At 62.5% G+C, this 14382-nt stretch carries 11 protein-coding genes; 4 read left to right on the top strand and 7 right to left on the bottom strand.

Translation table 11 applies throughout. The features are described 5' to 3' along the window. Positions 1-281 precede the first annotated feature (281 nt). The 3 genes from BN32_RS27160 to BN32_RS21365 are packed head-to-tail and all read left to right on the top strand — an operon-like array spanning position 282 to position 3292. Positions 282-809, top strand: coding sequence for a hypothetical protein (locus tag BN32_RS27160; protein ID WP_019195971.1), 528 nt, complete (start codon positions 282-284; stop codon positions 807-809). Next, a complete protein-coding gene (locus BN32_RS21370) occupies positions 776-2017 on the top strand; it encodes a GNAT family N-acetyltransferase (RefSeq protein ID WP_019195972.1) in 1242 nt (413 codons plus the stop codon). Before BN32_RS27160 ends, BN32_RS21370 begins: the two co-directional genes overlap by 34 nt. A 54-nt stretch (positions 2018-2071) precedes the next feature. Further along, entirely contained in the window at positions 2072-3292 is a 1221-nt protein-coding gene (locus BN32_RS21365; RefSeq protein ID WP_019195973.1) for an adenylate/guanylate cyclase domain-containing protein, read from the top strand. Positions 3293-3378: 86 nt separating this feature from the next. Here the strand turns inward: BN32_RS21365 and BN32_RS21360 are convergent, their stop codons facing one another. Together BN32_RS21360 and BN32_RS21355 are read right to left on the bottom strand one after the other, a co-directional pair. Next, the gene (locus tag BN32_RS21360) at positions 3379-5070 is read right to left on the bottom strand and encodes a methyl-accepting chemotaxis protein (RefSeq protein ID WP_019195974.1); all 1692 of its coding nucleotides are present in this window, start codon (positions 5068-5070) and stop codon (positions 3379-3381) included. Between the two features lie 299 nt (positions 5071-5369). After that, positions 5370-7052 (bottom strand): methyl-accepting chemotaxis protein, encoded by a 1683-nt coding sequence (locus tag BN32_RS21355; RefSeq protein WP_019195975.1) that lies wholly within the window; start codon positions 7050-7052, stop codon positions 5370-5372. A 334-nt stretch (positions 7053-7386) separates the two neighbouring features. Between BN32_RS21355 and BN32_RS21350 the strand changes: the two genes are divergently transcribed. Further along, a complete protein-coding gene (locus BN32_RS21350; RefSeq protein WP_019195976.1) occupies positions 7387-8226 on the top strand; it encodes a DUF1194 domain-containing protein in 840 nt (279 codons plus the stop codon). A 182-nt stretch (positions 8227-8408) separates the two neighbouring features. Here the strand turns inward: BN32_RS21350 and BN32_RS21345 are convergent, their stop codons facing one another. The 5 genes from BN32_RS21345 to BN32_RS21325 all read right to left on the bottom strand — a co-directional run bounded on the left by BN32_RS21345 (position 8409) and on the right by BN32_RS21325 (position 14221). Beyond that, positions 8409-9647 carry a class I SAM-dependent RNA methyltransferase gene (locus BN32_RS21345; RefSeq protein ID WP_019195977.1) on the bottom strand — a complete coding sequence of 413 codons (1239 nt, stop codon included), beginning with the start codon at positions 9645-9647 and terminating at the stop codon, positions 8409-8411. 5 nt (positions 9648-9652) lie between these two features. Next, positions 9653-10384, bottom strand: coding sequence for a TlyA family RNA methyltransferase (locus BN32_RS21340; RefSeq protein ID WP_019195978.1), 732 nt, complete (start codon positions 10382-10384; stop codon positions 9653-9655). A gap of 140 nt (positions 10385-10524) precedes the next feature. After that, positions 10525-12447, bottom strand: coding sequence for a 1-deoxy-D-xylulose-5-phosphate synthase (gene dxs / locus BN32_RS21335; RefSeq protein ID WP_040427168.1), 1923 nt, complete (start codon positions 12445-12447; stop codon positions 10525-10527). A gap of 381 nt (positions 12448-12828) precedes the next feature. Continuing rightward, positions 12829-13080 (bottom strand): exodeoxyribonuclease VII small subunit, encoded by a 252-nt coding sequence (locus BN32_RS21330; protein WP_019195980.1) that lies wholly within the window; start codon positions 13078-13080, stop codon positions 12829-12831. Positions 13081-13291: 211 nt separating this feature from the next. Further along, positions 13292-14221: a histone deacetylase family protein gene (locus tag BN32_RS21325; RefSeq protein ID WP_019195981.1), complete on the bottom strand. Its 930-nt coding sequence runs from the start codon at positions 14219-14221 to the stop codon at positions 13292-13294. Positions 14222-14382 lie beyond the last annotated feature (161 nt).

The following is a 14382-nucleotide window of genomic DNA, read 5'->3' as shown; positions in this document are numbered from 1 at the left end:
TAAGCATCAGATGCTCGCGGCGAAGGGCAATGGTCATCCGGCCAGCTAAGCCAGACGCTGATGAACAGCCGGTAGGGACGAAGACTAAAATTGAGGAGAAAGTGCCGTTCAGGTCGAGCTGCCATCGTGGTATGCGGCTGGCGTCAGGTGACCGCCGCGGGCAGGTTGGTGCGTAGTCCGGCTCTTTCCGAACACAACTTCGTGCGGGCCAAGCTCCGGGGAAATAAACCCGGGTGAGCGGCGTTATGACAATGCGGGGGCTCATCCGGGAGGAGTGAGCCATGTTCAGAAAATTCATGATCGGTGTTGCGACGCTCGCGGCGCTTGCTGCGTTGTCTCCTGTTGATGCGTTCGCGCGTGGCGGCGGAGGTGGTCACGGCGGCGGCGGAGGTGGTCACGGCGGCGGCGGGTTCCATGGCGGTGGCGGCGGGGGATTCCACGGCGGCGGTTTCCACGGCGGTGGCGGCGGATTCCGAGGCGGGGCGATATCCGGCGGGGGTTTCCGTGGAGGCAGCTTCGCGGCTGTGCAGGGCGGTGGAATGCGCATGGGCGGCGGATTTAGCGGCGCCCGGGTTGCGGCCATGTCCGGCGCTGGCGGTTGGCACGGTGGATGGCACGGCGGGAGATTCCACGGCGGGCATTTCCACCATCACCGCCATTTCCGGAATTTCTTCGCGGTCGGCTTCGGCGCGCCGTACTATTACGACAACTATTACTACGCCGGTTATCCGTATGACGATTGCTACCAGACCATGCGGGTTCCCACCCGCTATGGATGGCGCTGGCGACAAGTGTATGTCTGCAGCTGACGCTGACAGTGGCCGGGTCTGAATCCGGACGCGACACCATTACTGCGAGCAGGATCGGCTCGTCGCAAGTTTCGTTCTCGGTCGAGGTCGTGACCCGCGCCGGACTGGAGTCCTGCGCGGTGTGGCGATCCATGTTCGCGGGCGAGCGAAAGGATCATCGCTATTACGAGATCGTCGAGGATGCGCTACCTGACAATTTCGAGTACCGCTACTTTGCGATCCGCGACGGCGGCGGCCGGATCCGGGCGGTCCAGCCGTTCTTCCTGATCGATCAGGATATCGTCGAAGGCGTCACACCTGTCTATGTGCGCTGGGTGTCGCTCGTCCGCCGCGTGTATCCGCGCTTTCTCAAGCTGCGAACCTTGATGGTGGGGTGTTCCGCAGGTGAAGGACATCTTGCCTGTGCCGACGACCTGCCAGCCACAGCCACTGCGGAATTGCTGTCGCGCGATATCGTCAAACATGCGCGGGCGCTCGGCGCGGATCTCATCGTTCTGAAAGAGTTTCCGGCCTGTTACCGTGAAGCCCTCGAATGCTTTGTGAGGGCCGGATTTGCCCGCGCCCCGTTCATGCCGATGACGAAGCTCAACATCGACTATGACAGCTTCGATGCCTACATCTCGACGGCCTTGAGCGGCAACGCACGCCGGCACCTCCGCAAGAATCTCAGGGCAACGGCGGGCGAGCGCATTCGTATGAGCGTCACGGATGACGTCACCGGTCTGATCGATGAAATTTACCCGCTCTATCTGCAAGTGTACGAACGCTCGAAGCTCCACTTCGAAAAGCTCACCAAGGACTACTTCCGCCAGTTAAGCGTGCGAATGAAGGACAAGGTCCGCTTTCTGCTCTGGCACAGGGGCAACAGGCTGGCCGCCTTTGGCATGTACATGATTCAGGGGGACCAGTTGTTCTCCGAATATCTGGGCTTCGATTATGCCGTCGCGCTCGATCTGCACCTCTATCACTACATGGTCCGGGACGTGACGACATGGGCAATCGAGCGCCGATTCAAATGGATCCGCAGCAGCAGCCTCAATTACGATCCGAAGCTCCACTTCGGACATCAGCTTGACCCGATCGATCTCTATGTGCGTCATGTCTCGCCGATGGTGAATCCGGTCATGAAGGTGGCCCTGCGGTGGCTACAGCCGGTCCGTTATGACGCAACACTGAAGAAGTTCCGGAATTATCGCGATCTGTGGTGAACGCGGACTCACTGATCTTGACCGGACACCGCCTGTCGTCGCAAAACGGGCCCTATGCAGGCTGTAAACCTTCAGAGCGTCGCGGACTGGCTGATCAACGGAGCGCAGTCGGCAAGGCGCGTCGATGAATTCATGATCGAGACATGCGAACGCATGGTCGATTGCGGAATACCCTTGTCACGCGTCGGCGTGTTCGTCACCACGCTCCATCCCAACATGGTCGGCCGCAATTTCATCTGGCGTCGCGGCTCCGGCGTGACCATGGGCAGTATGGCCTACGGATCCGAGGAGTCCGACGACTACCTCTCTAGTCCGCTTGCCACAGTGTTCGAGCAGGGACTGGAAGTGCGGCGCCGGTTGCTCGACGAGAAGGTCGGCAACTCGCCGTTTTTCGCAGAGATGCGCGCCGGCGGCGCGACTGATTACATCGCGCTCCCGCTTCACATGTCCGACGGCGAAACTCATGCGTCGAGCTGGATGACGAAGCACGCCGAGGGCTTCAGCGATGCCCAGATCGACGGCATGCGCTCGCTGATGCCGGTCCTGACGCGCATGATCGAGATCTGGCTGCTGCGCCGGACGGCGGCCGGCCTGCTCGACAATTATGTCGGGGCGCGGGCGGGAGCACGCATTCTCGCCGGACAGATCCGCCGCGGCCATACCGAGTCCATGCAGGCCGCGATCTGGCTTTCGGATTTGCGCGGCTTCACGCCGCTGTCGGACCGGCTGTCGTCCGAAGCCGTGGTCGATGTGCTCAACACCTACTTCGACTGTCAGGTGCCGGCGATCCTGGACCATGGCGGGGAAGTCCTGAAGTTCATGGGCGACGGCCTGCTTGCGGTGTTTCCGATCAACGACAAGGAAGGCGATACGGAAACGGTTTGCCGGCGTGCGCTGGAAGCTGCCCGCGCATGCCGCGCCAGTGTGGCGGCGATGTCCTACGCCTATGAACGCGAAACCCTCAATGACTTCCGCTTCGGGCTGGCGCTGCATGTCGGCAAGGTGCTGTACGGCAATATCGGCGGCGGCGACCGTCTCGATTTCACCTGCATCGGGCCGGCGGTGAATCTGGCCGCCCGCATCGAGAAGATCGCCGGACGCCTCAACCGCACCGTGCTGGCATCCACCGAATTCGCCAGCCATGTCGATGCGGGATGGACCGACCTCGGCCTGTTCTCGGTGGCAGGATTTTCTGCCGCCGAGCGTGTGTACGGTCTGGCGGACGAGATGCCTGCTTTGAGCGGATCGCAGCAGCCAGAGTCCAGCCCAAACTAGCGCCGACGGTTCGGCAAGCCATCGTCCCCCAAAAAAAATCGGCGGCCGTGATGGCCGCCGATTTCGAGTGCTCGTTTTGTGAGCGCTTAGGCAGCGCGCACGTTGGTGAGGAATTTCTCGACCTCGATCTTGAGGCGGTTGCTGTCGGTGGACAGCATCTGCGCTGCGGAGAGAACCTGACCGGAGGCGGCCCCGGTTTCGCCCGCACCCCGGCTGACGTCGGTGATGCTGGTGGCGACCTCGCCGCTCAGCGACGCGGCCTGCTGGACGTTGCGCGCGATTTCCTGCGTCGCCGCGCCCTGTTCCTCTACCGCCGCCGCGATGGTCGACGAGATTTCGGAAATCAGGGTGATGGTCTTGCCGATCTCCTTGATGGTCGAAACCGATTCCTGCGTTGCGGTCTGCATGCCTGCGACCTGGGCGCTGATTTCGTCGGTGGCCTTGGCGGTCTGGGCGGCGAGAGCCTTGACCTCAGAAGCAACCACCGCGAAGCCACGGCCGGCCTCGCCGGCGCGCGCCGCCTCGATGGTGGCGTTGAGCGCGAGCAGGTTGGTCTGCTCGGCCACTGCTGTGATCAGCTTGACCACGTCGCCGATGCGGGCGGCAGCCTGCGACAGTTCGGTGATGCTGGTGTCGGTCTTCTGGGCCTGACGCACGGCCTCAGAGGCGATGCGGCTGGATTCCTGGACCTGACGGCCGATCTCGCCAACGGAGGAGGTGATTTCCTCGGTGGCGACGGCGACCGACTGGACGTTGCTGGAGACTTCCTGCGATGCGGCAGCGGCTTCACCGGAGGTCTTGCCGGTGATTTCGGCGGTGGAAGTCAGCGTGTTCGCGGCAGCTTCGAGTTCGGTCGAGGACGAGGACAGCGAACCAACCAGTTCGCCGATCAGCTTTTCGAAGTCGCGGGTGATGCTGTCGACCCGCTGGCCGCGCGCGATCTTGGCGTCGGCATCGGCTGCGGCTGCCTCGTCGGCAGCCTTCTTGGCGATCAGGGCTTCCTTGAAGACCTGCAACGTGTCGGCCATGGTCCCGATTTCGGTCTTCTCGCCCTGATGCGGCACGTTGGCGGAGAGGTCGCCTTCGCCGAGCGCCTTCATCGGCGTCACGATCGAGGCGATGCCGCGCGACACGTCGCGCACGAGGTAGAAGCCGACAAGAACACCGATCAGGATAGCGGCGCCGAGCATGATCGCCACCGTCATAAACGCTGTGTTGTAGTTGTTTGTCGCTTCCAGACCGGCGGTGTCGGCGCCCTTGTTGTTGAGGTCGATGTCCTTCTTCAGAATGTTGTCGGCCTTGATGCCGATCAGGTTGACCGTGATCGTGTTCAGGTCATGCGCCTCGGTTGGCATTTTGCCGGCCGCCTTGCGCGACAGGGCCATGACTTCCAGCGTGCCCTTCCTGTATTCATCCCATACCTGCGTCCACTCGGCATACAGCGCGCGCTCTTCCGGCGACGTGATCATTTTCTCATAGGCCAGCCGGACCTTCTGGTTGTTCTCGACCACAGTTTCCAGGGTCTTTTCCTGCGCCAGCTTCTCTTCAATCAGTTCCGACAGCATGTGCTCGCGGATCACGTTGCGGTAGGTGATGACGCCGGCGCGCAGTTCGCCAAGGACGCGAACGCTGGGCATCCAGTTGGTCTGAATGTCGACGGCGTTGGCGTTAATGGCCTGCATCTGGCGGATGGCGAAGAGGCCCATGCCGGACATCGCGACGAGCAGAACCGCGAGTACGATGATGATTTTGTTACGGATCGAAAGCTTCGAGAGCATTGGCTGGTTATCCTTTGGGTTCTTCTAACCCGTTGCGAAGGCGGCAGGACTTGACGATGCGAGTCAGTGGTAACGATCAAACGCCGAAGCATTTTCGCAACGACATAACGGCCGCACTTTCGACATTTTGAGTGAAATGTTCGTAAAATTTTACCGGCGTCGATGCGCAGAAGCTGCGTTTGTTCGTTATGTTTTTGCCGATCCACTCTGCGGAATGCGCATGAGTCTTCCTGAAGCAGCAAAAAGCCGGCGATGCTTTCGCGCCGCCGGCTTCGAAAATGTTCGCTAGGCGAATCGCGTCAGGCGGCGCGGATCGTCGTGAGGAAGTTGCGCACTTCCATCTGCAGGTGATTGCTTTCCTTCGACAGCGACTGTGCTGCGGAGAGCACCTGCGCCGAAGCCGCACCGGTCTCGCCGTTGCTGCGATCCACGTCGGTGATGTTGGTCGCGACGCGCATGCTGAGCTCGGCGGCCTGTTGCACGTTGCGTGCGATTTCCTGCGTCGCGGCGCCCTGTTCTTCCACTGCCGCCGCGATCGTCGATGAGATTTCCGACATCAGGTTGATGGTGGCGCTGATCTCCTTGATCGTGACCACGGAATCGCCGGTGGCGATCTGCATGTCGGAAATCTGCGCGGTGATCTCGTCGGTAGCCTTGGCGGTCTGGGCCGCCAGCGCCTTGACCTCGGAGGCGACCACCGCGAAGCCGCGGCCAGCTTCGCCTGCGCGTGCGGCCTCGATGGTGGCGTTGAGCGCAAGCAGGTTGGTCTGATCGGCGATGGCGGTGATGAGTTTCACAACGTCGCCGATGCGGTTGGCGGCCTGCGACAGCTCGGCGATGCTGGAGTCGGTCTTCTCGGCCTGCTGGACGGCGACCTGGGCGACGCGGCTGGATTCGAGCACCTGGCGGCCGATTTCCTTGACCGAGGAGGTGATTTCCTCGGTAGCGGTGGCGGTGGACTGGATGCTTTCCGATACATCATGCGAGGCGTCGGCCGCGGCGCTGGAGAGCTGTCGGGTATTATCGGCGGCGTTGGTCAGGGTGCTGGCGGTGGCTTCCATTTCGGTGGAGGCCGACGAGAGCGAACTGATCAGTTCGCCGATCATGCCTTCGAAGTTGCCGGTGGCCTTGTCCAGCATTTCGGCGCGGCGCATCTTGACGCCGGCTTCGGCGGCGGCGGCTTCGTCGGCAGCCTTCTTGGCGATCATGGCGTCCTTGAACACCTGCACGGTATCGGCGATCTGGCCGATCTCGGTGCTCTCGCCCTGATGGGGAACCTCTGTGGTGAGATCGCCGGTGGCCAGGGCGCGCATCGGGGTCAGGACCGAGCCGATCCCGCGGGCGACATCGCGCACGATCAGCACGGCGGCGCAAAGCCCGGCCAGCACCATTGCGACCAGAGCCACGAGGACGATGCGGAACGCCGCGTCATAGGCGTTCTCGGCCTTCTGACCGGAAGCCGCGGCGCCGTTGTCGTTCAGCTCGACGAGCTTGGTCAGCACGGCATCCATGCTGCGGCCGGCGATGGTCGCGCGCTGGGCATTGACGGCCCGGGCCTGCGCGGTTTCGCGCTTGCGGGCATGGGCGATGACTTCGTCGGCGGCTTCGCGGAAGGTCTTCCAGGTCGCCGACAATTCCTTGTAAAGGGCGGCTTCCTGCGGCGAGGAAATCAGCGGCTCATAGGCCTTGTTCGCGGTGTCGTAATCCTTGGCGCGGGCATCGAGATTGCGCTGGATGTCGGCCATGAATTTCTCGTCCGGCTCGGTCAGGTAGTCCCGCAGCACCGCCCGGTAGCGCGCCGACTGGGTGCGCAATTCGCCGACCAGGCGAACGCTCGGCAGCCAGCTATTTTTGATGACCTGCGCGGAAGCATTGATGGACCGCATTTCCACGATGGCGAAAAGGCCCATGGCGGTGAGAGCAACGAGCAGGATGGAGACGAGGGCGATAAGCTTGGTTCTAATGGAGAGCCGGGAAAGCATGAAACGGTCCTTTTAAGGTCCTTCTGACCCGTTCAAGAAAACTCGGGACAAATCCAAACGCTGGCGCTTGGCCGTCGAAATGATTTCGACGCCTGAGAAGGCGTGGCGGTGTTGGCAATTTCCAGTCGGCGGCCTGTCTTCCAGACGGGCCGTCCGCTCGGCAAACGTAAATAAATTCCGTGAAATGTTGGTAAATGCCTCCGGATCAGGCAGCCGGCCCCGAAAAAGGCCGTGAATGGGGTTGCTGTGTACAGCAGGGCGCGGTTCCGGGTTCCAGCTTTCCGGTTCGGGTCGGCCGTGCCACCATGACGACCTGAACGACGGGAGGTCCGCCATGCGCTGGTGTGTCTCGATCGGAGCAGTGCTTGTGGCGGGGGTGATCGCCGGCGGGGATGTCCCCGGCGTGGCGGCACCGGCCACAACGCCTTCGCCCGTGCCGGCCGCAACTGAGGCCAAGGTCGATGTCGAACTGATCCTCGCGGTCGACGTCTCCTATTCCATGGACATGGACGAACTGGCGCTTCAACGCGAAGGCTATGCGCTTGCGGTCACCTCCAAGGAATTTTTGCAGGCGCTGAAGACCGGACCGACCGGCAAGGTCGCGGTGACGTATTTCGAATGGGCGGCGGCGAACGACCAGAAGATCGTCGTGCCATGGCGCGTGATCGACGGCCCGGAATCGGCCGGCGCGCTGGCCGAGGAAATCCTCAAAGCGCCGCTACGCCGCGCCTCGCGCACCTCGATCTCGGGCGCGATCAATTTCGCCATGCCGCTGTTCGAAGCCAACGAATATCAGGGGCTGCGCCGGGTGATCGACATTTCGGGCGACGGACCGAACAACAACGGCGAGCCGGTGACGGTGGCGCGTGATGCCGCGCTGGCCAAGGGCATCACCATCAACGGCCTGCCGATCATGTCCAAGGAAACCAACTACGCGACGATGGATATCGAGAATCTCGACATCTATTACGAGGACTGTGTGATCGGCGGTGCGGGTTCGTTCGTGGTGCCGATCAAGACCAGGGAGAAGTTCAAGGAAGCGATCCGGACCAAACTGGTGCTCGAAGTCGCGCATCGGGTGCCCGAGCCGCGCGTCGTGCCGGCCGCGACCCGCGAGCCGCGCGTCTCATGCCTGATCGGCGAGAAGATCTGGCAGGAGCGCTGGGGAAGATAGACGCCTTGATCAAAGCAGAGAGTGAGTGAAAGACACCGCGTCGTCCCGGCGAAGGCCGGGACCCATAACCACAAATCTCCCGTTGAGGCGATGTCGCTGCGGGTCTTTTTTCAAAATGCACTGACAGGGATGATAGGTCCCGGCCTTCGCCGGGACGACCTATGGAGATATCCGGCGTCAAGTCACCTTCTGAACCGCGCCACCAGTTCCACATGCGGCGTGTGGCGGAACTGATCGACCGGCGTGATGCTGTCGATCTTGAACCCGCCGTCGATCAGAATGCGGGCGTCGCGCGCGAAGGTCGCCGGATTGCAGGACACTGCAACCACCAGCGCAATCCTGCTGGCGGCCAATTGCTGCGACTGCGCCTGTGCGCCCTGACGCGGCGGATCGAACACCACGCCATCATAATCGCGCAATTCCTGCGGCATCAGCGGGCGGCGAAACAGGTCGCGCGCCTCCGCCTTGATCGGCTTGAGGCCCTGCGTCAGCTTGACAGCGTTCTGCAACGCAGTCACCGCGACCGCATCGCTGTCGAACGCCGACACCTTGAATTTTTCCGCGAGGCGAAATGCGAACGGACCGAACCCACAAAACAGGTCGGCGATATGTTTTGCGCCCTTGGCCCGCGCGAAAGCGAGTTCGGCCAACGTTGTTTCACCCAAAGCCGTCGGCTGCATGAACGAGCCCGGCGGCAGCGTGACCTGCGCCTTGCCGACGCGCACCACCGGGGGCTTGCGCATGATGACCAGCTCGCCGTGACGTGTCAGCCGCGCGAGATTATGTTTCTCGGCGAGCTTCGACAGGGACGTCAGCAGCGCCGTGCCGAGCGGACCGGACCCGCGCACATCGACATCGAGGCCGTTATCGGCTGCGGTGACCTGGATATCCAGCGGCTTGCTCACCGGTCTCAGCAGTTCCGCGATCTCGTTCGCGGCTTCGATTGCACCGTGCATCGCCGGATCGAGGATCGGGCAATGATCGATGGCGATGATCTCGTGGCGTCCTGCGGCTGCGAATCCGACGCGCAGGATGCCCTGCTGGCTTTGCCGTGCATGCAGCGTCATGCGGCGGCGTCCGGTGCCGTGCGCGTCGATCAGTTCGCCGACCTCGCAGTCGATTCCGGCGTGCTGCAGCGTGTCGATCACAAGCTGCCGCTTCCATGTCCGGTAGGCTTCGGGCCGCCAGTGCTGGATCGCGCAGCCGCCGCAGGTGCCGAAATGCGGGCAGAACGGATCGATGCGCTGGGGGCTTGGCGTAACGACATGCGCGAGCGCACGGCGGTCCGGATGTCCGGGGGAGGGCAGCACATCGACGGTTTCGCCGCCGAGCGCATAGGGCACGTAGATGCTTGCGCCGTCAGCAAGCGCAACGCCGTCGCCGAAGTGACCGACATGATCGATGGTGAAGCGTTCAGTCATGATGTCTAGCCGCGCCGCGCGCCGAGGAAGAACTCGGCGTTGCCGTCGCCGCCCGTAATCGAGGACGGAAAGATCTTGATGTCGGTGCAGCCCAGCGATTCCGCAAAAGTTGCGATATCGTCGCACACCGCGCGATGCACCGCTTCGTCGCGAATGATGCCCTTCTTGGAGTGCTTTCGCTCGGCCTCGAACTGCGGCTTGATCAGCGCCAGAAGATGCGTCGGCGCGGCCGCGATCGGCAATACCGCAGGCAGGACAAGCTTCAGCGAAATGAAGCTGACATCGATCACCAAGACATCGGGCCGGATCTCGAGGCGTCTGCCGGCAAGTGATCGGATATCGGTTTCTTCCATTGAAACAATTTTTGGATTCCCCTGCAGGCTCGGATGCAGTTGCCCGCGCCCGACATCGATGGCGTAGACGAGGCTGGCGCCATTGGCGAGCAGCACCTCCGTGAAGCCGCCGGTCGATGCGCCGACATCGACGCAGACGTGATCCTCAAGGTCGATCGGGTATTGCTCCAGCGCGCCGCTAAGCTTGACGCCGCCGCGCGACACCCATGGATGGGCGGGCTCGGCAACAATCTCGGCGTCCGTCGCGATGGTTTCCGACGGTTTCAGAACCGGCTTGCCATTGGCGATGACAAGACCCGCCTCGATGGCCGCCTGCGCGCGGGCGCGGCTTTCAAACAAGCCGCGCTCAACCAGCAGAAGGTCCGCGCGCTTGCGTGAGGTCATATCCCAACCGCCTTTGTGCCGTCATCCTGAGGTGCGAGCTCTTGCGAGCCGCGAGGGATGATGGATTTACTCTGGATTCGCCGTCGCCCTTCGAAGCCCCCGCTTCGCTGCGGCGCCTCAGGATGACGGCTTACTTGAGATCAGGCCAGCTTCACCGTCTCGGATGCCTTGTCCTTGCCAAGCGCCTCGAACACCTTGGCGACGATGCCCTTGGCATCAAGCCCCGCCTGCGCATACATCGCCGCCGGCGAGTCGTGATCGATGTAGGTATCCGGCAGCACGAGATTGCGCACGCGCACGCGGCCATCGAGCGCGCCATGATCGGCCAGCGCCTGCAGCACATGGGTGCCGAAGCCACCGATCGAGCCTTCTTCGATCGTAATCAGCACGTCGTGCTCGCGCGCCAGCTTGAGGATCATGTCGAGATCGAGCGGCTTCATGAAACGCGCATCGGCGACGGTGGTCGAAAGGCCATGCGTGTCGAGTTCATCGGCGGCCTTGAGACATTCGCCGAGCCGCGCACCGAAGGACAGCAGCGCGACCTTGGAGCCCTGACGCATGATGCGGCCCTTGCCGATCGGCAGCGGCACGCCAACTTCCGGCATATCGACGCCGCGGCCTTCGCCGCGCGGATAACGCAGGGCGCTCGGCGCGTCATCGATCGCAACTTGCGTTGCGACCATGTGAACGAGATCGGCTTCGTCCGCTGCCGCCATGATGACAAAGCCGGGGAGGCAGCCGAGATAGGCATTGTCGAACGAACCGGCATGGGTCGGGCCGTCGGCACCGACGAGGCCGGCGCGGTCGATGGCGAAACGCACCGGGAGGTGCTGGATCGCCACGTCATGCACGACCTGATCGTAACCACGCTGCAGGAATGTCGAATAAATCGCGCAGAACGGCTTGAAGCCCTCGGTGGCAAGGCCTGCCGCGAACGTCACCGCATGCTGCTCGGCGATGCCGACATCGAAAGTGCGCTCGGGGAAAACCTTGGCGAACATGTCGACGCCGGTGCCGCCCGGCATCGCCGCGGTGATGGCGACGATTTTGTCGTCTTTCTGCGCTTCCTTGATCAGGCTCTGCCCGAACACGTTGGTGTAGGCTGGTGCGTTGGATTTCGCCTTGGCCTGCGTGCCGGTGGCGACATCGAACTTCGCAACGGCATGATACTTGTCGGCGGCGGCCTCGGCCGGACCGTAGCCCTTGCCCTTCTGGGTCACGACGTGAACGAGGATCGGCCCCGTTTCGGCATCGCGCACATTCTGTAGCACCGGAAGAAGATGATCGAGGTTGTGGCCGTCGATCGGGCCGACATAGAAGAAACCGAGTTCTTCGAACAGCGTGCCGCCGGTCACCATGCCGCGCGCGTATTCTTCGGCGCGCAATGCACGGTCTTCGAAGAACTTCGGCAATTTGTGCGCAAGATTCTTCAGCACCTCACGCGCCGACGCATAGGTCTGGCTCGACAGCAGCCGCGCCAGATAAGCCGACATCGCGCCGACCGGCGGCGCGATCGACATGTCGTTGTCGTTGAGGATGACGATCAGGCGCGAATGCATCGCGCCGGCATTGTTCATCGCTTCATAGGCCATGCCGGCGGACATCGATCCGTCGCCGATCACGGCAATCACGTTGTTCTTGCCGCCGGTGAGATCGCGCGCCACCGCCATGCCGAGGCCGGCGGAAATGGACGTCGAGGAGTGGGCAGCGCCGAACGGATCGTATTCGCTCTCGGCGCGCTTGGTGAAGCCGGAGAGGCCGCCGCCGGTGCGCAGCGTGCGGATGCGATCGCGGCGGCCGGTGAGAATCTTGTGCGGATAGGCCTGATGGCCGACGTCCCAGATGATGCGGTCGGCCGGCGTGTTGAAGACGTAGTGAAGCGCGGTGGTCAGTTCGACGACACCGAGGCCTGCGCCGAAATGTCCGCCGGTCACCGAGACCGCGTCGATGGTCTCGGTTCGCAATTCGTCGGCGAACTGGCGCAGTTGCTCGGGCTTGAGCTTGCGCAGCAGGTCGGGCGTCGGCGCAGCGTCGAGGAGAGGAGTCTTGCTCGAATTTGACACTTCAATTTATCCGCAATGATTTTGGGGCGCCCGGCCTGGCATGCAAAAAGCCCAGAAAGGTCCGAAACGGACCCGTGACTTATACCAATTCCAAAACAATGCCAATCCGTTAGGCGGACGCGAAAAGTCTCACTTTTTGGGCATTGGGGGGCGGCAAATAGCCGTTAAGGCTCGAAATTGTGCCGCCGATGGTTCCCCATATCCGCGATGTCGTCCCTGCGAAGGCGGGGACCCTTAACCGCCGTGCCACCTGTCAAAAACAGATGCTCTATATGGTCGATAAAAACCAACTACAGGAAGTGTGGGTCCCCGCCGGACCCGTTGGCGGGGACGACCGGAGCGAGATTGTGCGAACGAGCGACAGCTCGTTGCTATGCGAGCTTACTGAACGTCGAGCGGCTCGGTGCCGGCGGCCTGACCTGACGCGTCGGTGGTGATCTTGTCGACGCGCGCCTCGGCTTGGCGCAGCAGTTCTTCGCAACGGCGCTTGAGGCTTTCGCCGCGCTCGTAGATCGCAACCGATTCCTCGAGCGGCACCTTGCCGTCCTCGAGGCGCTTCACGATCGTCTCCAACTCCTCGATTGCGCGCTCGAAGCTGAGTTTCTTGACGTCCGCATGGGGAGTGTCGGCCATGGTCGTTTTCCGAGTTGCGATTCCTGAATCGGTGATAGCGCTGCGGAATCTAGAAAGGATTTGCGGGCGCAATGTGGCGGTAATCTAGCGCGATTTGCGGCGGTGGGGGAAGAGGGCCGCCTCGTCATTGCGAGCGAAGCGAAGCAATCCAGAGCAACAGCAAGACCGGATTGCTTCGTCGCAAGTGCTCCTCGCAATGACGAAATCAATGCTAGTTGTTCATCAGCGCGGCGACGTGAACGGCGACCGAATCCCGCAGACCCTGCAGATCGTAACCGCCTTCCAGCACGGAGACGATCCGCCCCTCGGCGGACCTGTCGGCGATCTCCATCAGCTTGCGCGTAACCCATGCGAAGTCTTCTTCGCGCAGTTCGAGGCTGCCGAGCGGATCGCGCCAGTGCGCATCGAAGCCCGCCGAAATCACGATCAGTTCGGGCTCGAAGGCTTCCAGCCGTGGGAGAATAGCAAGGTCGAAGGCTTCGCGGAATTCGCGGCTGCCGTTGCCGGCGCGGAGCGGCGCGTTGACAACGGTGTCCTGATCGCCGCGCTCCTGCATGCTGCCGGTGCCGGGAAATAGCGGCATCTGATGGGTGGAGGCATACATCACGCTCGGATCGGACCAGAAGATTTCCTGGCTGCCGTTGCCGTGATGAACATCGAAATCGACCACGCATGCGCGCGTGATGCCGTACTTGCGTTGCGCGTAACGCGCGGCGATCGCGGCGCTGTCGAAGAAGCAGAAGCCCATCGGCCGCGAGGTTTCGGCGTGATGCCCCGGCGGGCGAGTCCCGACAAAAGCATTGGTCCGCTTGTTCTTCATCACCGCATCGACAGCCGCGACGGCGCCGCCGGTGGCGCGCAATGCCGCTTCCAGCGTGCCCGGCGACATTGAGGTGTCGCCGTCGAGATAGATCATTCCTTCTTTCGGGGAAATGTGCCGCAACTCGTCGATGTATTCGTTGCTGTGGCACAGCGCGACCACGTCGAGATCGGCCACCGGCGCGTCAACCCGCACCAGCGTCTTGAAGGGTTCGGCTGACAATCCTTCCTCGATGGCGCGCAGGCGATCCGGCCGTTCGGGATGGCCGGGGGCGGTCACATGGTTCAGGCCAGTGGAGGTGTGATAATAGAGTGTTGGCATGGAACGCTGTTCTTTCGCTGTGAAAGCGTCTGGCGGCTTCGATCGAAGCAGTTCCGCTCCCGGTTAGCCATCGGACATCCATGGATAAAAGACGTGGATGCCCGGCACAAGGCCTGTACCCAGGGCTGGCCGTAGGCCAGACCCGGGTGCCGGGCATGACG

It is taken from the genome of Afipia birgiae 34632 (assembly GCF_000308295.2).
GTDB classification, from domain to species: Bacteria; Pseudomonadota; Alphaproteobacteria; order Rhizobiales; family Xanthobacteraceae; genus Afipia; species Afipia birgiae.
The sequence above is the reverse complement of the archived record's forward strand: the minus strand, read 5'-3'. Positions and strand labels throughout refer to the sequence as shown.